This window comes from Pedococcus sp. (assembly GCF_036000045.1).
Lineage (GTDB): Bacteria > Actinomycetota > Actinomycetes > Actinomycetales > Dermatophilaceae > Pedococcus.
On the sequence record NZ_DASYGF010000083.1, the window covers coordinates 1 to 23,988 of the forward strand.

21 protein-coding genes are annotated in these 23,988 nt (G+C 71.3%); 3 read left to right on the forward strand and 18 right to left on the reverse strand.

The features are described from left to right. Positions 1–13 precede the first annotated feature (13 nt). From pyk to VGN50_RS12515, 15 genes are all read right to left on the reverse strand, one after another. The gene (gene pyk, locus VGN50_RS12445; RefSeq protein WP_327445119.1) at positions 14–1,471 is read right to left on the reverse strand and encodes a pyruvate kinase; all 1,458 of its coding nucleotides are present in this window, start codon (positions 1,469–1,471) and stop codon (positions 14–16) included. Between the two features lie 129 nt (positions 1,472–1,600). Next, on the reverse strand, positions 1,601–3,055 hold the full coding sequence (locus VGN50_RS12450; RefSeq protein WP_327445120.1) for a glutamate synthase subunit beta: 1,455 nt from the start codon (positions 3,053–3,055) through the stop codon (positions 1,601–1,603). After that, positions 3,048–7,592 (reverse strand): glutamate synthase large subunit, encoded by a 4,545-nt coding sequence (gene gltB, locus VGN50_RS12455; RefSeq protein ID WP_327445121.1) that lies wholly within the window; start codon positions 7,590–7,592, stop codon positions 3,048–3,050. The genes VGN50_RS12450 and gltB overlap by 8 nt, the downstream gene beginning before the upstream one ends. Positions 7,593–7,762: 170 nt before the next feature. Beyond that, a complete protein-coding gene (gene lgt, locus VGN50_RS12460; protein ID WP_327445184.1) occupies positions 7,763–8,626 on the reverse strand; it encodes a prolipoprotein diacylglyceryl transferase in 864 nt (287 codons plus the stop codon). Positions 8,627–8,628: 2 nt separating this feature from the next. Further along, a complete protein-coding gene (locus VGN50_RS12465; RefSeq protein ID WP_327445122.1) occupies positions 8,629–9,378 on the reverse strand; it encodes a DsbA family protein in 750 nt (249 codons plus the stop codon). After that, entirely contained in the window at positions 9,375–9,890 is a 516-nt protein-coding gene (locus VGN50_RS12470; protein ID WP_327445123.1) for a MauE/DoxX family redox-associated membrane protein, read from the reverse strand. Before VGN50_RS12470 ends, VGN50_RS12465 begins: the two co-directional genes overlap by 4 nt. Positions 9,891–9,893: 3 nt before the next feature. Continuing rightward, complete coding sequence (gene trpA, locus VGN50_RS12475) at positions 9,894–10,691, reverse strand: tryptophan synthase subunit alpha (RefSeq protein WP_327445185.1); 798 nt, start codon at positions 10,689–10,691, stop codon at positions 9,894–9,896. A 2-nt stretch (positions 10,692–10,693) separates the two neighbouring features. Then, a complete protein-coding gene (gene trpB, locus VGN50_RS12480) occupies positions 10,694–11,935 on the reverse strand; it encodes a tryptophan synthase subunit beta (protein WP_327445124.1) in 1,242 nt (413 codons plus the stop codon). Continuing rightward, positions 11,932–12,723 carry an indole-3-glycerol phosphate synthase TrpC gene (trpC, locus tag VGN50_RS12485; protein WP_327445125.1) on the reverse strand — a complete coding sequence of 264 codons (792 nt, stop codon included), beginning with the start codon at positions 12,721–12,723 and terminating at the stop codon, positions 11,932–11,934. Before trpC ends, trpB begins: the two co-directional genes overlap by 4 nt. Positions 12,724–12,808: 85 nt before the next feature. Beyond that, a complete protein-coding gene (locus tag VGN50_RS12490) occupies positions 12,809–13,066 on the reverse strand; it encodes an HGxxPAAW family protein (protein WP_327445126.1) in 258 nt (85 codons plus the stop codon). Between the two features lie 53 nt (positions 13,067–13,119). Then, positions 13,120–13,719, reverse strand: a complete 600-nt coding sequence (locus VGN50_RS12495) for a Trp biosynthesis-associated membrane protein (RefSeq protein ID WP_327445127.1) — start codon at positions 13,717–13,719, stop codon at positions 13,120–13,122. Continuing rightward, positions 13,716–15,269: an anthranilate synthase component I gene (locus tag VGN50_RS12500; protein ID WP_327445128.1), complete on the reverse strand. Its 1,554-nt coding sequence runs from the start codon at positions 15,267–15,269 to the stop codon at positions 13,716–13,718. The genes VGN50_RS12495 and VGN50_RS12500 overlap by 4 nt, the downstream gene beginning before the upstream one ends. Next, a complete protein-coding gene (gene hisI / locus VGN50_RS12505; protein ID WP_327445129.1) occupies positions 15,266–15,640 on the reverse strand; it encodes a phosphoribosyl-AMP cyclohydrolase in 375 nt (124 codons plus the stop codon). Before hisI ends, VGN50_RS12500 begins: the two co-directional genes overlap by 4 nt. A 12-nt stretch (positions 15,641–15,652) precedes the next feature. Beyond that, on the reverse strand, positions 15,653–17,434 hold the full coding sequence (locus VGN50_RS12510) for an ABC transporter ATP-binding protein (protein WP_327445130.1): 1,782 nt from the start codon (positions 17,432–17,434) through the stop codon (positions 15,653–15,655). After that, complete coding sequence (locus tag VGN50_RS12515) at positions 17,431–19,260, reverse strand: ABC transporter ATP-binding protein (RefSeq protein ID WP_327445131.1); 1,830 nt, start codon at positions 19,258–19,260, stop codon at positions 17,431–17,433. The genes VGN50_RS12510 and VGN50_RS12515 overlap by 4 nt, the downstream gene beginning before the upstream one ends. Before the next feature lie 68 nt (positions 19,261–19,328). Between VGN50_RS12515 and VGN50_RS12520 the strand changes: the two genes are divergently transcribed. Beyond that, positions 19,329–19,970: a TIGR03085 family metal-binding protein gene (locus VGN50_RS12520; protein ID WP_327445132.1), complete on the forward strand. Its 642-nt coding sequence runs from the start codon at positions 19,329–19,331 to the stop codon at positions 19,968–19,970. A gap of 31 nt (positions 19,971–20,001) precedes the next feature. On the opposite strand, the gene hisF is transcribed toward VGN50_RS12520, so the two are convergent. Then, positions 20,002–20,775: an imidazole glycerol phosphate synthase subunit HisF gene (gene hisF, locus VGN50_RS12525; RefSeq protein WP_327445133.1), complete on the reverse strand. Its 774-nt coding sequence runs from the start codon at positions 20,773–20,775 to the stop codon at positions 20,002–20,004. A 31-nt stretch (positions 20,776–20,806) separates the two neighbouring features. Here hisF and VGN50_RS12530 point away from each other — a divergent pair, with 31 nt between their 5' ends. Both VGN50_RS12530 and VGN50_RS12535 read left to right on the forward strand, forming a co-directional pair. Further along, positions 20,807–21,361, forward strand: coding sequence for a hypothetical protein (locus VGN50_RS12530; protein ID WP_327445134.1), 555 nt, complete (start codon positions 20,807–20,809; stop codon positions 21,359–21,361). A 48-nt stretch (positions 21,362–21,409) separates the two neighbouring features. Then, a complete protein-coding gene (locus VGN50_RS12535; protein WP_327445135.1) occupies positions 21,410–22,603 on the forward strand; it encodes a CynX/NimT family MFS transporter in 1,194 nt (397 codons plus the stop codon). A 30-nt stretch (positions 22,604–22,633) separates the two neighbouring features. Here the strand turns inward: VGN50_RS12535 and VGN50_RS12540 are convergent, their stop codons facing one another. Both VGN50_RS12540 and hisG read right to left on the reverse strand, forming a co-directional pair. Continuing rightward, positions 22,634–23,146, reverse strand: coding sequence for a PH domain-containing protein (locus tag VGN50_RS12540; RefSeq protein ID WP_327445136.1), 513 nt, complete (start codon positions 23,144–23,146; stop codon positions 22,634–22,636). Next, a complete protein-coding gene (gene hisG, locus VGN50_RS12545) occupies positions 23,134–23,979 on the reverse strand; it encodes an ATP phosphoribosyltransferase (RefSeq protein WP_327445137.1) in 846 nt (281 codons plus the stop codon). The genes VGN50_RS12540 and hisG overlap by 13 nt, the downstream gene beginning before the upstream one ends. Positions 23,980–23,988 lie beyond the last annotated feature (9 nt).

Below are 23,988 nucleotides of genomic sequence, written 5' to 3' on the forward strand. Positions count from 1 at the left end.
GAGCCCGGCCCGCTCAGGCTCCGGCGTCGAGGTCCTCGTAAGCCGGCGCCACCTTGTTGATGGCATCACCCATCTTGTGGACCCGCAGGGCGTTGGTCGAGCCGGGAATGCCGGGCGGGGACCCGGCGACGATGACGACGAGGTCGCCCTCCACCGCCCGGCCGTTGGCCAACAGCGTCAGGTCGACCTGACGCGCCATCTGGTCGGTGTGCCGAGCCATCGGGACGAGGAACGTCTCGATGCCCCAGGCCAACGCGAGCCGGGAGCGCGTGTGCTGCTCGGGAGTGAAGGCCAGCATCGGGATGCGGGGACGCACCCGGGACATCCGCTTGGCGGTGTCACCGGACTGGCTGAACGTGATGAGGTACTTGGCCCCCAGGAGCTCACCGATCTCGACCGCGGCAGCAGAGACTGCCCCACCCATCGTGTGGGGCTTGGTCCCCAGCGGTGGGATGCGCTCGAGCCCGTGCTCCTCGGTGCTCTCGATGATGCGCGCCATCATGCGCACGGCCTCGATGGGATGGGCGCCGACGCTGGTCTCGCCCGAGAGCATGAGCGCATCGGCACCGTCGAGGACGGCGTTGGCGGCGTCGGACGCCTCGGCCCGGGTGGGGCGCGGGTTCTCGATCATCGACTCGAGCACCTGGGTGGCGACGATGACCGGCTTGGCCTGGCGCCTCGCCAGCTCGATCGCGCGCTTCTGGACGATCGGCACCTCCTCCAGGGGGAGCTCCACGCCGAGGTCGCCGCGGGCCACCATGACGCCGTCGAAGGCCGCGATGATCTGCTGGAGGTTGTCCACCGCCTGCGGCTTCTCGATCTTGGCGATCACCGGCAGCCGCACGCCCACCTCGTCCATCACCTCGAACACGTCGTCCAGGTCTGAGGCGGAGCGGACGAACGACAGCGCGATCATGTCGGCGCGCAGCCGCAGGGCCCAGCGCAGGTCCTCCTTGTCCTTCTCGGACAGGGCCGGCACCGAGACGGCCACCCCCGGCAGGTTGATGCCCTTGTTGTTGGACACCGTGCCCGGGACCCGGACCACCGTGCGCACGTCGGTGTCCGTCACCTCGGTCGCCTCGAGCGCCACCTTGCCGTCGTCGATGAGCAGCATGTCGCCGGGGTTGACGTCGCCGGGAAGGCCCTTGTACGTGGTGCCGACCTCGTGCCTGTCGCCGTCGACCTCACGGGTGGTGATGGTGAAGACGTCGCCCTCCGCGAGCTCCACCGGGCCATCCTTGAAGCGGGCCGTGCGGATCTTGGGCCCCTGCAGGTCGACCAGGATGCCGACCGCGTGGCCGCTCTCGTCGCTGGCCGCGCGGATGTGGCGATAGATGGCCTCGTGGTCGGAGTACGCCCCGTGGGAGAGGTTGAGCCGAGCGATATCCATGCCGGCGGCGACCAGCTCACGGATCCGCTCCGGGGAGGAGACAGCGGGGCCCAGGGTGCAGACGATCTTGGCGCGGCGCATGGGTTTGAGCCTATCGGTCGGCCCCGCGCCACGTGACCCCGGTCACTCTGCGGACAGGGGTGCCGGACAGGCGTCGGCTAGGTGTCAGAGAGGCGTCGGCTAGGTGTCGCACCGCCCTGCCGGACGCCGCTAGACGACCAGCGGGCGGTCGGTCGGGTTGACCGGTCGCGGCAGGGCCGAGTGCCCGGTGAGGAACCGGTCCACCCCCGCCGCGGCCGAGCGTCCCTCGGCGATGGCCCAGACGATGAGCGACTGCCCACGCCCGGCATCCCCGGCGACGAACACCCCTGGCACCGAAGCCATGTAGTTCCGGTCGCGCTTGACGTTGGAGCGCTCGTCGAGCTCGACCTCGAGCTGCTCGACGACCCCGGTGCCCTGCGGCCCCAGGAAGCCCATGGCCAGCAGGATGAGCTGGGCCGGGAGCACCCGCTCGGTGCCCTCGACCTCCTCGAAGCCCTTCTCGCCCAGGCGCACGTCCACGACCTGTATGCCGGAGACCTTGCCGTCCTCGCCGAGGATCTGCTTGGTCGACGCGGCATACACCCGGTCGCCGCCCTCCTCGTGAGCCGAGGCGATCCGGAAGAGCATGGGGTAGGTCGGCCAGGGCTGGTTCGGCGAGCGCTCCTCGCCCGGCTGGGGCATGATCTCGAGGCTCGTCACCGAACGTGCGCCCTGGCGGTGCGACGTGCCGATGCAGTCGGCACCGGTGTCACCTCCGCCGATGACGATGACGTCCTTGCCCTCCGCCGTCACCTGACCGGGGACCGTCTCGCCGAGGGCGACCCGGTTCGCGGGAGGGAGGAACTCCATGGCCTGCATGACACCGTCGAGCTCACGCCCGGGCACCGGCAGGTCACGCGGGACGGTCGCGCCGATGGCGAGGACCACGGCGTCGTAGCGGTCGCGCAGCTGCTTGCCCGTGACATCCGTGCCCACGTCCACGCCGCTGCGGAAACGGGTGCCCTCCGCCTCCATCTGGGCGATGCGGCGGTCGAGGACGGACTTCTCCATCTTGAACTCCGGGATGCCGTAGCGCAGCAGCCCGCCGGGCTTGTCGGCACGCTCGTAGACCGCGACCGTGTGCCCGGCGCGCGTGAGCTGCTGGGCGGCGGCCAATCCCGCGGGACCCGACCCGACGACGGCGACCGTCTTGCCGGACAGCCGCTCGGGCGCCTGCGGTAGCACGTAGCCGGAGTCGAAGGCGCGGTCGATCGTCGTGACCTCGACCTGCTTGATCGTCACCGCAGGCTGGTTGATACCCAGGACGCACGCCGTCTCGCACGGCGCCGGGCAGAGGCGGCCGGTGAACTCCGGGAAGTTGTTGGTGGCGTGGAGCCGCTCGATCGCCTCGCGCCAGTCGCCCTTCCAGGCCAGGTCGTTCCACTCGGGGATGAGGTTGCCCAGCGGGCAACCGCTGTGGCAGAACGGGATGCCGCAGTCCATGCAGCGCCCGGCCTGACGCTGCAGCTGCCCGAGCTCCTGCTCCTCGTAGACCTCTTTCCAGTCTCTGATGCGCACCGGAACCGGCCGGCGGGCCGGCAGCTCGCGCTCGCGGGTCTTCAGAAAACCCTGGGGGTCAGCCACGGGAGGCCTCCATGATCCGCTCCCACACCTCGGAGCCGTTGACGTCGAGTCCTTCTGCCTCAGCGGCGGCGCGCACGTCGAGGACGCGCTGGTAGTCCCGCGGAAGGACGAGCGTGAACCGCTCGCGCACCGCCTCCCAGTCGGACAGCAGCGCGGCGGCCACCATGGACTCGGTCCACTGGACGTGCTTCTCGAGCAGCTCGCGCACGACCGGCTCATCGCCGGGGCGCAGGGCCGACAGGCCGACGAGCTCGCCGTTGACGCGGTCGTGGTCGAGATCGAGGACGTACGCGACGCCGCCTGACATGCCGGCCGCGAAGTTGCGTCCCGTCGGTCCGAGGACCAGGACTGTGCCTCCGGTCATGTACTCGCAGCCGTGGTCACCGACCCCCTCGACCACCGCGGTCGCGCCAGAGTTGCGCACGCAGAAACGCTCACCGACCTTGCCGCGCAGGTAGATCTCGCCGGTCGTCGCGCCGTAGCCGATGACGTTGCCGGCGATGACATTCTGCTCTGCGGGTAGGGCCGCGGCCCGGTCCGGCCGCACCGCGATCCGGCCACCGGACAGGCCCTTGCCGACATAGTCGTTGGCATCGCCAAAGAGCCGCAGCGTGATGCCCTTGGGCAGGAAGGCGCCCAGGGACTGGCCCGCCGAACCCGTCAAGGTCAGGTCGATCGTGTTGTCAGGCAGCCCGTGCGGATGGGCCTTGGTGACCTCGTGCCCCAGCAGGGTGCCGATCGTGCGGTTGACGTTGCGCACCGCCACCTCACCGGTGACGGGCGTGCCGTCGTTGATCGCCTCGCGCGCCAGGGCGATGAGGCTGTGGTCCAGCGCCTTCTCGAGGCCGTGGTCCTGGACCGTGGTGTTGCGGCGGGCGGAGCCGTCGGGGCTCTGGACGTCAGCGAAGATGGGCGACAGGTCGAGCCCCGCCGCCTTCCAGTGGGCGACCGCCCGGCTGGCGTCGATCACCGACACCTGGCCGATGGCCTCCTCGACCGAGCGGAAGCCCAGGGCCGCGAGGTGCTCGCGCACCTCCTCGGCGATGTACTCGAAGAACGTCTCGACGAACTCCGGCTTGCCGGAGAAGCGGGCTCGCAGCTCGGGGTTCTGGGTCGCGATGCCGACCGGACAGGTGTCGAGGTGGCAGACCCGCATCATGACGCAGCCGGACACGACCAGGGGTGCCGTGGCGAACCCGAACTCCTCGGCGCCCAGCAGCGCAGCGATGACGACGTCCCGGCCCGTCTTGAGCTGGCCGTCGCACTGCACGACGATGCGGTCGCGCAGGCTGTTGAGGACCAGGGTCTGCTGGGTCTCGGCAAGACCGATCTCCCACGGGCCACCCGCGTGCTTGAGCGAGGTGAGCGGCGAGGCGCCGGTGCCGCCGTCATGACCTGAGATGAGGACGACGTCGGAGTGCGCCTTGGAGACGCCCGCGGCCACGGTGCCGACGCCGACCTCGGAGACGAGCTTGACGTGGATCCGGGCCTCGGGGTTGGCGTTCTTGAGGTCGTGGATCAGCTGGGCGAGGTCCTCGATGGAGTAGATGTCGTGGTGCGGAGGTGGGCTGATGAGACCGACGCCCGGGGTGGAGTGCCGCGTCTTGGCGACCCACGGGTAGACCTTGTGGCCGGGCAGCTGGCCGCCCTCGCCGGGCTTGGCGCCCTGCGCCATCTTGATCTGGATGTCACCGGACTTGGTCAGGTAGAGCGACGTGACACCGAACCGTCCCGAGGCGACCTGCTTGATGACGGAGCGGCGCTCGTCGTCGAGCAGCCGCTCGACGTCCTCGCCACCCTCTCCGGTGTTGGAGCGGCCGCCGAGGCGGTTCATCGCGATGGCCAGGGTCTCGTGGGCCTCCTGGCTGATCGAGCCGTAGGACATGGCGCCGGTGTTGAAGCGCTTGACGATCGCGCTGACCGGCTCGACCTCCTCGATCGGCACCGGCGGACGCTCGGCCGACCCCGTGAGCTCGAACAGCCCACGCAGGGTCATCAGCCGTTCGGACTGCTCGTCGACGCGCTGGGTGTACTGCTTGAAGATGTCGTAGCGCCGCTGCCGCGTCGAGTGCTGCAGCCGGAACACGGTGTCGGGGTCGAAGAGGTGCGGCTCGCCCTCGCGGCGCCACTGGTACTCGCCACCGACGGTGAGCTTGCGATGCGGCAGGCGCACCCCGTCCGGCGGGTATGCCGCGGCGTGCCGGGCCGCGGTCTCGGCCGCGATCACGTCGAGCCCGATGCCCCCCAGCTGGGAGACGGTGCCGGTGAAGTAGCGGTCGACCAGCTCCTGGGACAGGCCGATGGCCTCGAACACCTGCGCGCCGCGGTACGACGCCACCGTCGAGATGCCCATCTTGGACATGACCTTCAGGACGCCCTTGCCGAGCGCCTTGATGAGGTTCTTCACAGCCTTCTCGGGGTCGACACCCTCGATGGCCCCGGAGCGGACGAGGTCCTCCACCGACTCCATCGCGAGGTACGGGTTGACCGCTGCGGCGCCATACCCGATGAGCAGCGCGACGTGGTGAACCTCGCGCACGTCACCGGCCTCCACGAGCAGGCCGACCAGCGTTCGGGTCTTCTCGCGGATGAGGTGGTGGTGGACGGCCGAGGTCAGCAGCAGCGACGGGATCGGCGCGAAGTCGCGACCCGAGTCGCGGTCGGACAGCACGACGAACCGGGCGCCCTCGGCGATGGCCTGTGAGACCTCGGCGAAGATCTCCTCGAGCCGGGCCTGCATGGCCTGCGCGCCGCCGGTGACGTCGTAGAGGCCGCGCACCACGTGGGTCGCGTAGCCGGGCAGGTCGCCGTCGGCGTTGACGTGCACGATCTTGGCGAGCTCGTCGTTGTCGATGACCGGGAAGGGCAGGACCACCTGGCGGGCGTGCGCTGGGGTCGCCGCCAGGGCGTTGCCCTCGGGCCCGATGACCGTCCCGAGCGACGTCACCAGCTCCTCGCGGATGGCGTCCAGCGGCGGGTTCGTCACCTGCGCGAACAGCTGGGTGAAGTAGTCGAAGATGAGCCGCGGACGGTCGGACAGCACGGCGATGGGCGTGTCGGTGCCCATCGACCCGAGCGCCTCCCCCCCGGTCTTGGCCATCGGCGACAGGAGGATCTTGAGCTCCTCCTGGGTGTAGCCGAAGGTCTGCTGTCGGCGCGCGACGGACGCAGCGGTGTGCACGATGTGCTCGCGCTCGGGCAGGTCCTCGAGGTGGATCAGGCCGGCGTGCAGCCACTCCTCGTACGGCTGCTGGGCGGCGAGCGAGGACTTGACCTCGTCGTCGGAGACGATGCGGCCGTGCTCGGTGTCGACAAGGAACATCCGGCCCGGCTGGAGCCGTCCCTTGCGGACCACGCGGGTCGGGTCGAGGTCGAGGACTCCGGCCTCGGACGCCAGCACCACGAGCCCGTCGTCGGTGACCGAGTAGCGGCCGGGGCGCAGGCCGTTGCGGTCCAGGACCGCCCCGATCAGGGAGCCGTCGGTGAAGGTCACACAGGCGGGGCCGTCCCACGGCTCCATGAACGTCGAGTGGAACTCGTAGAAGGCCCGGCGCTCGGCGTCCATCTCCTCGTGGTTCTCCCACGCCTCCGGGATCATCATGAGGACCGCGTGGGGCAGCGAGCGACCGCCCAGGTGCAGCAGCTCCAAGGTCTCGTCGAAGGACGCCGAGTCCGACGCCTCGGGCGTGCAGATGGGGAACAGCCGCTCGAGGTCGCCCGGGATGAGGTCGGAGACGAGCTGGCTCTCGCGAGCCCGCATCCAGTTCCGGTTGCCCTTGACCGTGTTGATCTCGCCGTTGTGAGCGATGAGCCGGTAGGGGTGGGCCAGCGGCCAGCTCGGGAAGGTGTTGGTGGAGAACCGGGAGTGCACCAGCGCCAGCTGGGTCTCGAAGCGACGGTCCGACAGGTCGGGGAAGAACGGCTCGAGCTGGCCCGTCGTGAGCATGCCCTTGTAGACCAGGGTGCGGCACGACAGCGACGGGAAGTAGACCTCGGTCTCGCGCTCGGCGCGCTTGCGCAGGCAGAAGGCCAGCCGGTCGAGCCCGAGGCCCACCATGCGCCCCGCCGAGGCGGCGACGAAGAGCTGCCGGAAGAACGGCATACAGTCACGGGCGGTCTGGCCCACCAGCTCGGCGGCCACCGGCACGTCGCGCCAGCCGAGGACGCGCAGCCCCTCCTCAGCGGCGATGGCCTCGATGCGCTGCACCACGGTCGCGCGCTCATCGCCGTCCTGCGGCAGGAAGGCGATGCCCACGGCGTAGGCGCCCGCGACGGGGAGGTCGAAGTCCACCGCTTCGCGCAGGAAGGCGTCGGGGACCTGCGTCAGGATGCCGGCGCCGTCGCCCACGAGGGGGTCGGCACCCGTGGCGCCGCGGTGCTCCAGGTTGCGCAGCGCCGTCAGGGCGTGGTCGACGATGTCGTGACCGGCACTCCCCCGCATCGTGGCGACCAGCGCGACGCCGCAGGCGTCGTGCTCGAACTCGCGGCGGTACAGCCCGGTGTCCGCGGGCTGGGCGGAGAAGCGCGCGAAAGTCACGTTCGGGTCACCGTCCTTGTGGGGTCAAAGCGTTGTGACCTCTGACCCGAGAGCTGAGTCGTCAGCGGTCCGGTCTCGTGAAGGGCACATCGGTCATGCTCGTGGACGGCCTTGGCCACGGCTGCACGCAGAATAGCCCTTGCCACTCTCGTCCCGCTATGTGAGCCGGCTCATTCCGGATGTTGAGATAGCCGGGATGCGGCGACCGCCGGCTCACGGCGTCGCGCCCACCAGACCAGGAAGACGCCGAACAGGAACACCAGGATGCTGGTCCAGACGTTCACGCGCAGCCCGAGGATGTGGTTCGCCTCGTCACTGCGCATCAGCTCGAAGACGACCCGGCCCAACGGGTAGCCCGCCACGTAGAGCCCGAAGACCTGCCCGCGGCGCAGGGCGAGCCTGCGGTCGGCCAGGACCAGTCCCAGGGCGAGCAGCATGCACCACACCGACTCGTAGAGGAACGTGGGCTGGAAGGTGCCGAGCACCACGGGGTGACCGGCGGCGTCGCGGACGGCCCGGCCGGCCGACTGGTCCCACTCGTGGATGGTCAGACCCCACGGAACGGAGGTCGGGCGCCCGTAGAGCTCGTTGTTGAACCAGTTGCCCCACCGGCCCAGCGCCTGCGCCACGGCGACGCCCGGAGCCGCAGCGTCGACGAAGTCGAGGAAGGGCACGCCCTGGCGTCGGGCGCCGATCCAGGCGCCGAGGGCGCCGAGGGCCACCGCGCCCCAGATGCCGAGACCGCCCTGCCAGATGTAGAGCGCGCGGATGGGGTGGCCGCCGACGCCGAAGTAGGGCTGCGGCGTGGTGATGACGTGGTAGAGCCGTCCGCCCACGATGCCGAACGGGACCGCCCAGGCCGAGATGTCGATGGCCAGCTCGCGCCGGTGACCGCGGTCGACCAGCCTGCGGCCGGTCATCCAGACGGCGACCACGATGCCGGCCAGGATGCACAGGGCATAGGCGCGGATCGGGAAGGGGCCGAGATGCCAGACCCCGGTGGTGGGGCTCGGGATCGAGGCGGGCAGGGACAGGATCACCGCTGCGCTGCCTTGACGGCGTCGTCGAGGGACTGGGCGTTCGTGAGCGAGGAGAGGGGCACGTCCTTGCCGTTGAGCCTGATCGTGGGCGTGCCGTTGACGTGGTCCTTGTCGGCCTGGTTCTGCACCGACACCACGTACTGGTTGTGCCTCTTGGCGGAGTAGCAGGACTGCCAGGTCCGCAGCGCCGGGCCAGTGATGCCGGCGGTCTGCGCGAAGCCGGCCAGCTGGGCGTCGGTGTAACCCGCCCCCTCCTGTGTCGGCTGCCCCGCGAAGACCGCGGCGTGGTAGGGGAAGAACCGACCTGCGTCAGCCGCACAGGCGGCTGCGTTCGCCGCCCGGTTGGAGCTGTCGTTGCGCAGGTTGTCGTCCAGGAAGCTGAGCATGTGGACGACCAGCTTGACGCGGTTCTGGGCGGCGAGCTGGGTGACCCGGGTGCCGTAGAGCTGCTCGAACCGGCCGCAGATGGGGCACTGGAAGTCCTCGTAGAGGTCCATGGTCGGCACCGTCGAGGGTGCGCCCGGGTTGACCACGATGCCGGCCCCGATCGCCGCGACGTTCTTGGGCAGCGCCGACCCACCTGCAGAGTCCGCCTGGCCCTTGCCGCGGGCTCCGAGGATCACGGCCGTGACGACCGCAGCCAGGACCAACACGACGACGACGGTGGCGACCACCACGCGGTTCGGGCCGCCACCGCGTGGGGCGGCCGCCTCGATCTTGCTCCGGCGGGCGTCGGCGTTGCTCATGCGGTGGTTCCTTCGTCGGCGGTCAGGGACGGGGCGGCTCCCGGGAAGAGCATGCGGTCGAGGCCGTATGCCGTGTGCGGGCGGACCGCCAACCAGGCGGCGCAGACGATCAGCCCGAGATCCCGGGCGATCTCCTGGGGGTACTGGGTCTGGGAGGCGGCGATGGTTCCCCCATGGCCGAAGCAGCCGCAGTCGATGGACAGCCCACGGGCCCAGGCAGAGGAGATGCCCACGACGAACGCGGCCATGAGCAGGCCCCCGATGATCGCGTTGACCCGGGTGAACAGCCCCAGCACCAGCAGGACGCCGACAGCGATCTCGAGGACCGGCAGCGCGTAGCCGACATAGCCGGCGACGTCGAAGGGCAGAAGCTGGTAGGCCCGGACCGACCGGGCCGAGGTCTCGGGGTGGCCCACCTTGAGCGCGCCCGCTACGAGCACCACCACCCCCAGGACGAGACGGGCCAGCAGGCCGGTCACGTCGAGCAGGCGAGAGCTGCGCAGGTCGGGCACCGGTCAGCGCCCCCGACGCACGCCGTCAGCCAGCTCCTCGACGAGGCCGCGCAGGGCCTTCAGACCCGACTCCAGGTCTCCTGCCTCGGTGAGACAGCGCACGAGGGCCGAGCCCACGATCACGCCGTCCGCGTAGGCGCCGACCTCCGCCGCCTGGTCGCCGTTGGAGACGCCCAGGCCCACGCACACCGGCAGGTCGGTGACCTCGCGCGTGCGGCGCACGATCACCTCGGCGGCATCGCCCATCGAGGTCCGTGCTCCGGTCACGCCCATGTGCGACACGGCATAGACGAAGCCACGGCACTGGCGGGTCACGAAGGCGAGGCGCTCGGGGGTCGAGCTCGGCGCGACGAGGAAGATGCGGTCCAGGCCCGTCTCGTCGCTGGCCCGGATCCAGGGACCGGCCTCGTCGGGGACCAGGTCGGGAGTGATGATGCCAGCACCACCCGCCGCAGCCAGGTCGCGGGCGAACTCGCCGGGCCCGTGGCGCAGGATGAGGTTCCAGTAGCTCATCACCAACGGAGGCGCGCCGGCGTCGCGCACGGCTCGGGTCGCGGTGAAGACGTCGCCCACCCGCACGCCCCGCTTGAGGGCCTGGTCCGCGGCATACGCGATCACCGGGCCGTCCATGAGCGGGTCGCTGTAGGGCACACCCACCTCGACGATGTCGACGCCGGCCTTGACCATGGTCACCATCGCCTCGACCGAACCCTCGACGGAGGGGAACCCGACCGGCAGATAGCCGACCAACGCGGCCCGGTCCTCGTCGTGGCAGCGCCGCAGCACCTCGGAGACGCCGATGCTCACTGGACACCGTCCCTGTCGTCGATGAGACCGAAGTACTCGGCGGCCGTGTGCATGTCCTTGTCGCCCCGGCCCGACAGGTTGACCAGCAGCAGGGCCTCCGGGCCCAGCTCGCGACCGACCTCGATCGCCCCGGCGAGCGCGTGAGCGGACTCCAGGGCCGGGATGATGCCCTCGGTGCGGCACAGCAGCTCGAACGCGTGCATGGCCTGCTCGTCTGTGGCGTAGCGGTACTCGGCCCGGCCCGTGTCGCGCAGGTAGGCGTGCTCGGGACCGACGCTGGGGTAGTCCAAGCCGGCCGAGATGCTGTGGGACTCGAGGGTCTGGCCGTCGTCGTCCTGCATGAGGTAGCTGAACGTGCCGTGCAGGACGCCCGGCGAGCTGGCGGCGAAGCGGGCGGCGTGCCGGCCCGACTCGACTCCGGTGCCGCCGGCCTCGATGCCGATGAGGCGCACTGCGGCGTCGTCGATGAAGCGGTGGAAGATGCCCATCGCGTTGGACCCGCCGCCCACACAGGCGATGACGGCGTCGGGCAGCCGGCCGACGACGTCGAGGACCTGCCCACGCGCCTCCACGCCGATGATGCGGTGGAAGTCGCGCACCATCTCGGGGAACGGGTGCGGGCCGGTGACCGTGCCGAGGATGTAGTGGGTGTTGCCCACATTGGTGACCCAGTCGCGCAGCGCGTCGTTGATGGCGTCCTTGAGGGTGGCGCTGCCCGTCGGGACGGCCACCACGGTGGCGCCGAGCATTCGCATGCGCGCGACGTTGAGCGCCTGGCGCTCTGTGTCGACCTTGCCCATGTAGATGACGCACTCCAGGCCCATGAGGGCTGCAGCGGTCGCCGTGGCGACGCCGTGCTGGCCCGCGCCGGTCTCGGCGATGACGCGGGTCTTGCCCATGCGCTTGGTCAGCAGCGCCTGGGCCAGGACGTTGTTGATCTTGTGGGAGCCGGTGTGGTTCAGGTCCTCGCGCTTGAGGATGATGCGCGCCCGCCCGGCGTGCTCGGCGAACCGCGGCACCTCGGTGATGATGCTCGGACGCCCGGTATAGGTGCGGTGGAGGCGGTCCAGCTCGCCGAGGAACTCGGGGTCGACCATCGCCTTGCGGCGGGCCTCGTCCAGCTCCTCCAGGGCGGGGATCAACGCCTCAGGCACATAGCGCCCACCGAACTCACCGAACCGGCCCAGCCGGCTCAGCGGCTCGGGGGTCATGCCCGTCGTCACGGCAGTCTCGTTCATCGCTGTGCTCCTGCCGCAACCAGGTCGTGTGCCGCTCGGCGCGGGTCGCCGTCGCGGACGAGGGCCTCGCCGACGAGGACGGCTCCGGCGCCCTCCGCGGCATACCGAACGGCGTCGGCCGGGCCGGCCACGCCCGACTCCGCCACCCGCACGCACGTGTCCGGGATCAGCGGGGCCAGCCGGCCGAACGTGTCGGGGTCGACCGTCAGCGTCTTGAGGTTACGGGCGTTGACGCCGATGACGGTGGCCCCCGCATCGATGGCCCGCGCGGTCTCGTCCTCGTCGTGCACCTCGACGAGCGCCGTCATACCGAGGTCACGAGCGAGTGCCTGCATCCGGACGAGATCGGCCTGGGTGAGCGCGGCCACGATGAGCAGGATGAGGTCGGCACCGTGGGCCCGCGCCTCGAACAGCTGGTAGTCCGCGACCATGAAGTCCTTGCGCAGCACTGGAATCCGCACCGACTTGCGCACGGCATCGAGATCGTCGAGGGAGCCCTTGAACCGGCGACGCTCGGTGAGCACACTCACCGCCGAGGCCCCGGCGGCTTCGTATGCGGATGCCAGCGCGGCAGGGTCGGCGATGTCGGCCAACGCGCCCTTGCTGGGGCTGGCCCGCTTGACCTCGGCGATCAAAGACAGCCCCGGCCGGCGCAGGACCGCCTCGGCGTCGAGGGCCGCAGGGGCCTCGGCCGCGAGCTGCTCGACACGGGCCCGCGGGACGGCCGCCTCGGCGTCCGCGAGGTCGGCGCGGACGCCGGCAACGATGTCGTCGAGCACGGTGGGCATGCAGACAGGCTAACCAGCGGACCTGAGGTCACCGGGGCCGGGTCACGAGCTGGACGCGAGGTGTCCAGCCGGACACCGGCTCAGCTCACTTGACGCCCATCTCCGGCTTGGTGCTCTCGGGGGTGTCCACACCGCTGACCGTCTTGGCGCCATAGCCGGCCATGCCGAGCAGCTTGCCTGCGACCGCACCGATGACGCAGATGACGATGCCCACGACGAAAAGCGGGACGCTGGCCAGGACCACGGCCAAGGAGGCCACGGCGGAGCCGACCAGGATGATGACGACGGCCGTCCAGGCGGCGACGCTGTGGCCGTGGTCTTCGTGGATCTCGTGCTCTGACATGAGCTGCTGCTCCTGTGGGTGGGGTGTCGACGAGGGCATCGGCGGTATCAGGTTCATTGTGTCAGGTCGCGGGGCTCCGGCGCCGTGGGGTCGTCGCCTGCGTCGAGGCGGTCCCAGTCGCTGGCGACCCGCTGGCCGCGCGCTCCGGTGGCCGTCCCCTGCGCCTCGTAGCGCGCCCCCAGGCCGCGCCACGATGAGGCTCCCACCCAGCCGCCGATCGCTGCCACCAGCAGGAGCAGGCCAGCCACGAGGCACACCCACGGCCAGGCCGTCGTCGTCACGTGCGTCTGCACCGAGCCGGTGCGGCCCATCGCGCGGGCGGCCACCGAGCCCATGACTCCCGACGGGTCATGGAGCACCCGACCGGACAGCACCCCCAGCCCGACCGCGGCGAGGGCAAGCACGACCAGGGCGACTCGCCGCACGACCCGCCCCGACGTGGCACTGGCGAGGGCGGCGGCAGCGCCCACCAGGGCCAACGCAGCCAGGCCAGAGGCCACCTCGGTGCCGGTCCCGGTGATCTGGCTGGCGCCGAGGGGGTCCTGCACCGACCCGTGGACCCACTCGCGCGAGCCGCTCACGAGCACGAGCAGGGCCCCGCCGACGGCGAGCACGATGACCATAGCCTTGGAGGTCACCCGCAGCCGGCTCATCGGACGGTCCTCAGGGCGCCGGCTGTGGCGACCGCTCGCAGGGCTGCGGCAGCCTTGTTGACGGTCTCCTCATACTCGGCCGTGGGGACCGAGTCGGCGACGATGCCGGCGCCCGCCTGCACGTGGGCCACCCCGTCCTTGATCACCGCGGTGCGGATGGCGATGGCCATGTCGAGGTCGCCGTGGAAGTCCAGGTAGCCCACCACGCCTCCGTAGACCCCTCGCCGGCTGGGTTCGTAGTGCTCGATGAGGGTCAGCGCCCGGGGCTTGGGGGCGCCGGAGAGGGTGCCCGCCGGGAACGTGGCGGCGAGGACGTCATAGGCGCTGCGGTCCGGCTGCAGCTCCCCCACGACCGTCGACTCCAGGTGGATGACGTGGGAGTAGCGCCGCACGGTCATGAGCTCCACGACGTCCACGGTGCCGGCACGGCATACGCGCTGGAGGTCGTTGCGGCCGAGGTCCACGAGCATGACGTGCTCGGAACGCTCCTTGGGGTCGGCGAGCAGGTCCTCGGCGAGCCGCTGGTCGTCCTCGGGGGACTTGCCACGCGGTCGCGACCCGGCGATCGGGTGGGTGATGGCCTTGCGCCCGGTCACTTTGACGAGCGCCTCGGGCGAGCTGCCCACGACGTCGTAGGTCGAGCCGTCGGCTGCCGGGAGGCGTAGGAGGTACATGTACGGGCTCGGGTTGGAGGACCGCAGGGCCCGGTAGACGTCCAGCGAGTCGGCCGGGCAGGGCGTGGAGAACCGCTGGGACAGCACGACCTGGAAGACCTCGCCGGCGCGGATGTCCTCCTTGGCCTGCTCGACCATCGCCTCGAAGTCGGCCTGGGAGAAGTTGCTGCGCACATCGGCTCGGGCGCGGTCGAAGGACTCGGCATCCACGGTGGCGACGGTGCTCGGCGCGGGGACGGCCAGGTCACGCGTCATAGCGTCCAGACGGCCCATGGCGTCGGCCCAGGCCTGCTCGACCCGCTCGTCGGTGGCGTCGTAGTTCACGGCGTTGGCCACGAGCAGCAGCGACCCGTCGGAGTGGTCGAGCACGGCCAGGTCGGTCGCCAGCATCATCGAGATCTCCGGCAGCCCGAGCTCGTCGGGCAGGGTCGCAGGCACGCGTTCCCAGCGACGGACGGCGTCGTAGGTGACCGCGCCGACCATCCCACCGGTCAGCGGCGGGAGACCGTCGATCGGGTCGGTGGCGAGGGCCGCGACGGTCTGGCGGAGCGCCTCGAGCGGGTCGCCGCTCGTCGGCACTCCCGCCGGCGGCTCGCCGACCCAGTGCGCCTCGCCGTCGCGCTCGGTCAGCGTGGCGTGACTGGCCACCCCGACGATGGAGTAGCGGGACCAGACACCGCCGTGCTCGGCAGACTCCAGCAGGAACGTGCCGGGGGCGTCCTTGGCCAGCTTGCGATAGACACCCACCGGGGTCTCGGCATCGGCCATGAGCCGGCGCACGACAGGGATGAGCCGGCGGTCCTTGGCGAGGATCGTGAAGGTCTCGAGGCTCGGCCAGGTCGACCCGAACGCCAAGTCGGGAGCCACGTCGCTCACGGCTCTCCCACCTGCGCGTCCAGGTCGCCGGCGTCGAAGCAGGTGCGGTCGCCGGTGTGGCAGGCGGCCCCCACCTGGTCGACCCGGACGAGCAGCGCGTCGCCGTCGCAGTCGATGGCCACCGAGCGGACCAGCTGGACGTGGCCGCTGGTGTCGCCCTTGCGCCAGTACTCGCCTCGGCTGCGGGACCAGAACGTCACCCGGCCCTCGCCCAGAGTCCGGCGCAGCGCCTCGTCGTCCATCCACCCCAGCATCAGGACCTCGCCGGTGTCGTGCTGCTGCACGATCGCCGCCACCAGCCCGGCGGGGTCTCGCTTGAGGCGGCCCGCGATCGCAGGGTCCAGCGGAGTCGGTGAGGTCACGGCCCCCATTCTGCCAACCCCTCAGCCGCGTTGCTGCGCCGCCCACGAAGCGTGCAGCGCGGCATACACCCCGCCTTGGGTGACCAGGAGGCGATGGGGACCACGCTCGACGACCCGGCCCCGGTCGACGACGACCACCTCGTCCGCAGCCTCAGCCGTGGACAGGCGGTGCGCGATGGCCACCGAGGTGCGACCCCGCGTCAGGCCCTCGAGGGCCCGCTGGAGGCGCACCTCCGTGGAGGGGTCGACCGCGGACGTGGCCTCGTCGAGCACGAGCAGGTCGGGGTCGGCGAGGTAGGCGCGGGCCAGGGCCACGAGCTGCCGCTCGCCCGCCGACAGCGACTCGCCACGCTGACCCACCTCGGTCGCCAGGCCCCCTGGCAGCCCGGCCAGCCAGGCGTCCAGGCCCAGCTCGGTCAGCGCCAGCTGGACGTCCTCCTCGGTCGCGCTGGGCCTGCCGAACCGGACGTTCTCGAGCAGCGTCGCGTCGAACAGGAAGCCCTCCTGGGGGACCATCACCACCCGCTCGCGCAACGAGGAGAACCGCACCTGGCGCAGGTCCACCCCGTCGATGCGGACCATTCCCTCCGTGGGGTCCATCAGCCGCGTCAGGAGCTTGGCCATCGTCGACTTGCCGGAGCCGGTCTCGCCGACGATGGCGATGCGCGAGCGGGGGGCGATGGACAGCGTGACGTCGTGGAGCACGGTCCCGGCTCCGGGATACGCGAACGACACCCCGTCGAAGTCGACCGTGATCGGCCCGCGAGGCAGCACCGTGCCGGCGTCGCCGGGGTCGGCGACGTCGGCCGGGGTGTCGATGACGCCGATGACGCGACGCCACCCCGCCACGGCGTTCTGGAGGTCGTTGAGGATCTCGGTGGCCTGCTGCACCGGCTGGGTGAACAGGTTGACCAGGAAGGTGAAGGCGAGCAGCTCGCCGATGGTGAGATGACCGCCGGCCGCCTGCACCGTGCCGACCACGAGCACCACCGCCAGCGTCAGGCCCGCGACCAGCTGGCCCGACGAGAACGCCACGACGGACCGCACCTGCGCGCCGATGGCCGCGCGCCGATGCGCCTCGATGGCCTCGTCGATCCGCTCCCCGGTGCGCTCCTCCACGCCGTACGCGCGGATCGTCGCGGCGCCGACCACGGCCTCGGAGACCGCGGCGAGCAGGTCGCCGACGCGTTGTCGCACGGCCGTGTAGGCGCGGCCCACGATGGCTTGGAATCGCCGGACGACGAACAGCACGGGCACGAAGCAGAGCCAGACGACCGCGGTGAGCAGCGGGCTGTAGTAGAGCATCAGCCCACTCGCCACCGCGATCTGCCCGAGGCTCAGGATCAGCGTGATGCCACCGGACTGCACGAACTGGCTGATGGTGTCGACGTCCGAGGTGACCCGGCCGACCATCGACCCGCGCCGCTCGGTGTTCTGGGTGAGCATCGACAGGTCGTGGATGTGGCGGAAGCCCTTGAGCCGCAACGTCGCCAAGCCCGCCTCGGACGCGCGGAAGAGCCGCACGTTCACGGCATACGCGGTCGTCGCGGTCACCAGCACGGCGATGACCGCGAGGCCGACGTAGCGCCACACCAGCGCCGGGTCGGGCCCCTGTTTGCCGAGCAGGCCGTGGTCCGTCGTCTGCTGCACCACCAGCGGGACGACGACGCGACCGACCGTCGTCACCGCCGCCAGGGCGAGTGTCACGCCCAGCCCTCGGCGCAGCTCCGGGGACAGCTCGAACCCCCGGCGCAGGGTCGCCCACGTGCCCAGGCTCGACGTCGCCTCCACGGTGGTGCTCATACGCTCGCCCCCTGCTCGTCCGCAGCCACGGCGGCCCGCTCCGCGGCCTCTCTGGCGTATGCCGTGACGAGATGCTCATAGCCCTCGCACCGGGCCAACAGCTCCGCATGGGTGCCGTGGTCGAGGACGCGGCCCAGCTCCACGTAGACGATGTCGTCGGCCAGAGTGATGGTGGACATCCGGTAGGCGACGACCAGCACGGTCGTCTCGGTGCTCGACTCGCGCAACGCACCGAGGATCTGCAGCTCGACCGCGGGGTCCACCGCGCTCGTGGCGTCGTCGAGCACCAAGAGCTGGGGGCGCCGGATGATGGCTCTGGCCAACGCGACCCGCTGTCGCTGGCCACCGGAGAGAGAGGCGCCCCGCTCCCCCACCCTGGTGTCCAGACCGGCCGGGAGCTCGCGCACGAACCCCGCCGCCTGGGCCACCTCGAGCGCCCACCACACCTGGTCGTCGCCGAAGTCGGCCCCCAGGGTGATGTTGCCGCGCACGGTGTCGTCGAACAGGAAGGTCTGCTGCGGGACCAACGTGGCTGCCGCGCTCACGCCGCCCTTGGCCACCTCGCGCAGGTCGAGGCCGTCGAGGGTCACCACACCGCTGGTCGGGTCGACCAGCCGCAGGGTCAGGTTGGTCAGGGTGGACTTGCCCGAACCGGTCGGCCCCACCAAGGCCGTGGTCCATCCTGCGGGGACGTCGATGGTGACGCCGTGCAGGGCCGGGAACGGCGAGAGCCGCCCGTGCTCGTCCATCACCTCGTAGGCATAGTCGACGGAGTCGAGCCGCATGGCGGAGGCGTCGCGCCTCGGCACGCTAGCCGTCCCGAAGGGCAGCTCGCCTCGAGCCTGGAGCACCGCGTCGACGCGGTCCCAGCCGACGACCGTCCGGGGCAGCTCACCGAGCACCCAGCCCAGGGCACGCACAGGGAACGCGAGCACCGAGATGAGATAGGCCACCTGCACCACCGCCGCGGGGGTCAGCGCTCCGGAGGCCACCTGCTCGGCGCCGACCGCCAGCACGGCCAGGGTGCCGAGAGTCGGTATGGCCTCGATGACGGGGTCGAAGGTGCCGCGGGTCCGGCCGACGTCGACGTTCGCCACCTGCAGCCGCCTCGCGACCTCCTCGAAGCGGGCCGCCTCCTGCTCCTCGCGGCCCATCGCCTTGACGACCAGCGCGGCCTCGAAGCTCTCGTGGGCGACCTCGCTGACCTCTGCGCGCAGCTGCTGGGCCCGAGACACCTTGGGCGACATGGCCCGCTGGAACACCAGGTTCGCGACGAACAGGGCGGGAAACACGGTGAGGCCGATGACCGCCATGGCCGGCGCGACGAGGACCATCTCGACCACGCCGGCGACGAGCATCACGACGACGCCGATGGCCATGGGGAGCGGGGCGAACACGTTCCAAGTCGCCTCCACATCGGCGTTGGCGTTGGACAGCAGCTGCCCGGAGGGGTGGCGGTGGTGCCAGGACAGTGGGAGCCGCAGGTACTGGCGGGTGACCTCACGCCGGAAGCCCGCGGCGACGTTGAACATGGTGAAGCCGGCCGCGATCCGGCGGATCACGACACCGACGACGTTGGCGACCACGACGCCGGCCACCCAGCCGAAGATGGCCATCAGCTGTGCGGTCGTCGCATGGCCGGCGGCCACGGCCGGCTGGATCTCCTCGCGGGTGACGCGGCCGATGGCCCAGGCCGTCAGCACGGTCATCACGCCGTAGACGGTGCTGCCCGCCACGGCCAGCGCGAACGACCGCGGCTCGCGCCGCACCCCCACGCCGACGATCCGCAGACTGCGCCGTAGCGAGGGACCGGCGTCGACAGACACAGCTGACCTCCGGGACGAGCGTGTGGGCGGGAGGTCCAACCCTCTCACGCGGACGGCATGATGGGCTCATGACCCACCTCGCTCGGATCGAGCGCGACGCCCTCTGTGCCACCTTCGCCGACGTGGGTCCCCAGGCGCCCACCCTGTGCTCCCCGTGGAGCGCCGCGGACCTCGCCGCCCACCTCGTGCTGCGCGAGCGGCGGCCCGACCTCGCGCCCGGCATCTGGCTGCCCGCGCTCGCCGCCCGTACCGAGCGAGGCATGCGGGAGTATGCCGCCAAGCCGTGGCCCGAGCTCGTCGACCTGGTGCGCTCCGGCCCGCCCGTATGGTCGCCCGCGCGGGTGCCGTCCGTCGACGACACGGTGAACTTCGTCGAGCTCTTCGTGCACCACGAGGACGTCCTGCGCGGCGACGAGACGCCCGGACCCCGCCGCGAGCTGTCCACGCGCGAGACGGCTGCCGTGTGGAAGGCCCTGACCCGCAGCGCCAGACTGATGTTCCGGCGCAGCCCGGTCGGCGTCGTCCTGGAGACCCCACAGGGGCAGCGCCTGCAGGCGCGCGCCACCGATGGCGACGCGGTGGTCCTGCGGGGCGCACCAGCGGAGCTGCTCCTCGCGGCATACGGCCGTCGACGCGTGGCCGAGCTCGAGGAGGTGGGCGACCACGCGGCCGTACAGGCCCTCTGGGCCGCCCCGACGGGGCTGGGCTGACGGGCGCGACCGGCAAAGGGCGACCGGCGCCTCAGCGTACGGTGATGCCGTCGGCGCGCAGCGCGTCCTTGACCTGACCGATGCTGAGGTCGCCGAAGTGGAACACGCTCGCCGCGAGCACCGCATCCGCGCCCGCCCGTACTGCCGGCGTGAAGTGCTCGACCCGGCCCGCGCCCCCACTGGCGATCAGCGGCACGTGCACCTCGCGGCGCACCAGGGCGATGAGCTCGAGGTCGAATCCGTCCTTGGTGCCGTCGGCGTCCATCGAGTTGAGCAGGATCTCGCCCGCACCCAGCTCGGCGGCCCGCGCACACCACTCCACGGCATCCAGGCCCGTGCCGGTGCGACCACCATGCGTCGTCACCTCGAACCCGCCCACCAGCTCACCCGACGGGTCACGCCGCCGCCGCACGTCCGCCGACAGGACCAGGACCTGGGACCCGAAGCGGTCGGCGATCTCGCTGATGAGCTCAGGCCGAGCGATGGCGGCGGTGTTGACGCCCACCTTGTCGGCGCCCGCTCGCAGCAGCAGGTCGACGTCGTCGGCAGAGCGCACGCCGCCCCCCACGGTGAGCGGGATGAACACCTGCTCCGCGGTGCGCCGCACGACGTCGTAGGTCGTCTGGCGGTTGCTGCTGCTGGCCGTGACGTCCAGGAACGTGAGCTCGTCGGCGCCCTGGTCGCCGTACGCCTTGGCCAGCTCCACCGGGTCACCGGCGTCGCGCAGGTTCGCGAAGTTGACGCCCTTGACGACCCGGCCGGCATCGACGTCCAGACACGGGATCACGCGGGTAGCCAGGCTCACGAGGGGATCGTATCCACCTAGGGTGGAGCGCATGCCGGCCGACCACGTCCCTGCCCTGGTCGCCCTCGTGGAGGCCAGCGCACCCCGTTGCGGCCGCACCCGCCTGGTCGCCATCGACGGACCGAGCGGGGCCGGCAAGACCTGCCTGGCGGCCCGGGTGGCGGCGGCGTTCGATGCCCCGACCGTGCACATGGACGACCTCTATCCCGGGTGGGACGGGCTCCAGGAGGGCACTCTGCGCGCCCAGGAGTGGGTCGTCGAACCGCTGACAGCGGGCCGGGCCGCCCGTTACCGCCGCTGGGACTGGGCTGCGGGGGCGTATGCCGAGTGGGTGCAGCTCCCCGTCTCCGACGTCGTCGTGCTCGAAGGCTGCGGTGCGGGAGCCCTGCCCGCGGGCGCTTCGGCCTCGGTGCTGGCCTGGGTCGAGGCGGACGAGGCGGTGCGGTACGCCCGGGGCATCGCCCGCGACCCCGAGTACGCCGACCACTGGCAGCGCTGGGCCCGACACGAGCGCAGCCTCTATGACGCCGACGGCACCCGGGCGCGCGCCCACCTGGTCGTCGACACCACCGACGAGCCGTACTGACCCACCACCGACGACCGGCACCGCCCCAGCCTGAGAGACTCGGGGACGATGACTCCCCAGCGCCCTCACCTGCCCCCGGTCTGGTTCCTGTGCGTCGCCCTCGTCGCGGTGTCCGCGAACCTGCGCACGGCCATGGCCAGCGTGCCGCCGTTGACCCAGACGATCGCGGCCGACCTCGGCCTGTCCAACACCGCCCTCGGTGCCCTGACCACCCTTCCCGTCCTCTGCATGGGGTTGTTCGCTCCAGGCGCGCAGCGCGTCGCGGCCCGGCTCGGTGCGGCGGCGTCCGTCGAGGTGGCCATCGGCTGCGTGGTGGTGGGCCTGGGGCTGCGGTTCCTGGGCGGCGAGGTGTGGCCCCTGTATGCCGGGACCTTCGTCGCGGGAGTGGGCATCGCCCTGGGTGGCACGCTGCTGCCAGGCCTGGTCAAGGAGCTCTTCCCGCCCGAGCGGTCCGGGCTCGTCACGGGCCTCTACATGCTGGCGATGATGAGCGGCGCCGGCGCCTCGTCGGCCCTGTCCGTCCCGCTCCAGGGCTGGCTGGGGTCCTGGCAGGCCTCGCTGGGCTCGTGGGCGGTGCTGGCCCTCGTGGGCGCGGTGGCCTGGCTTCCTGTGGTCTCCGGGCATCGGCGCCACCGGGCCGCCAACCCCACGGTCGTCGCGCCGACCCGCCTACCTTGGCGTCACCTCACCGCCTGGCTGGTGGCGGCCTACCTGGCGGTGCAGTCCGTGGAGTTCTACTCCTCGCTGGCGTGGCTGGCGCCGTCCTACACCGCCCGCGGCTGGGACCCGACCCACGCGGGATACCTCCTCTCTGCCTTCACCGCCGCCCAGCTCGTCTCCGGCCTCCTCGGGCCCGCGCTGACCGACCGGATCAGCGACCACCGGCTCCTGCTCCTCGGGGCCTCCGTGCTGGGCCTGGCCGGCCAGGTCGGACTGTGGCTGGCGCCGACGTCCGCACCCTGGGGGTGGGTCGTCGTGCTGGGCCTCGGACAAGGAGCCTCGTTCGCGCTCGGGCTGGTGCTGATGGTCGACTACGCCCGCACGCCCTCGGCCAGCGCCCGCCTGGCGGGCATGGCCTTCTTCGTCAGCTACACGCTGGCGTCGTTCGGGCCGGCCACCCTGGGCGCGGTGCGGGACGCGACCGGTGGCTTCACGACGGTCTGGATGACCCTCTCACTGCTGATGGTCGTGCAGCTCGGTCTGTGCGCCCTGATGCGCCCCGGACTGCCCAAGATCGACTGACCACCCCCTCCACGAGCCCGGCTCGCCGACTCAGTCGAGGGTGACGCCCGGGCTGGTCGCGGAGGGGCCGAGCGCCTGCACGAGCGCGACGAGGCGACGGGCCTCGGCCCGGGCGAACGCACCGTCGGCCTTCTGGATCGCCATGAGGGCCAGCACATCGGTGTCCTCGAGCTCGAGGCTCACCCACGGGTCGCCCCCGGCGAACCGGACATCGACGATCGAGCGCCAGGAGACCACCCGCGTCGTGAACAGGTTGCGGACCGTGAGCACCTCCCGCGTGGGGGTCGCCTGAATCGAGGCGTAGCGCCACAGGAGCAGCGCCATGGCCACACCCAGCGCCGCGAAGAAGAGACGGTCACCGATCTGCCAGTTCCCACCGTCGGCAGGTCCCGGCAGGAAGAGTGCGATGGCGACGAACACCACGACCGACAGCACGGCGGAGACCAGCGCCACCGACCGTCCACGACGTGGTCGGAAAGGGGCGAACGCCTCCTGCTCGTCGGTCGGATGCTCGCCTTGGCGCATCGAGGTCAGAGCCGGCACGCGGCGATGTCGGTGACCAGGATCGCGCGCGCGCCGAGGTCGTAGAGCTCGTCCATGATGGCGTTGGTGCGGGCTCGCGGCACCATGGCCCGGACCGCAGCCCAGTCCTTGTTCTGGAGCTGGGAGACGGTGGGCGACTCGAGCCCAGGCGTGACAGCGCAGGCCTGCTCGACGAGGTCCACCGGCACGTCGTAGTCGAGCATGACGTAGTGACGCGCGGTGATCACTCCGGTCAGCCGACGGCGCAGAACCTCGACGGCGGCCGTCTCGTGCGAGCCCTCCCGGCGGATGAGCACCGCCTCGCTGCGCAGGATGGGGTCGCCGAAGACCTCGAGGCCCTGGTTGCGCAGCGTCGTGCCGGTCTCGACGACATCGGCGATGACGTCGGCCACCCCCAAGGTGATCGCCGTCTCGACGGCGCCGTCGAGCCGCACGACCTGGGCACCGACCCCGTGCTCGGCCAGGTGCTTCTCGACCAGACCGGGATAGCTCGTGGCCACGCGGTGCCCCGCGATCTGCTCGACGCTTGCACAGGTGCCCGGCTTCGCGGCATAGCGGAAGGTGGAGCCACCGAACCCCAGGGTCATCACCTCGATCGCCGCGCTGCCCGAGTCGAGCAGCAGGTCGCGACCGGTGATGCCGCAGTCCACCGTGCCGGATCCGACGTAGACGGCGATGTCGCGCGGCCGCAGGTAGAAGAACTCCACCTCGTTGTCGACGTCGCTGACGACGAGCTCCTTGGCGTCACGGCGCACGCGGTAGCCGGACTCGCGGAGCATGTCGACGGCCGGCTCGGACAGGGAGCCCTTGTTGGGGACGGCGATTCGCAGCATGGTGACTCT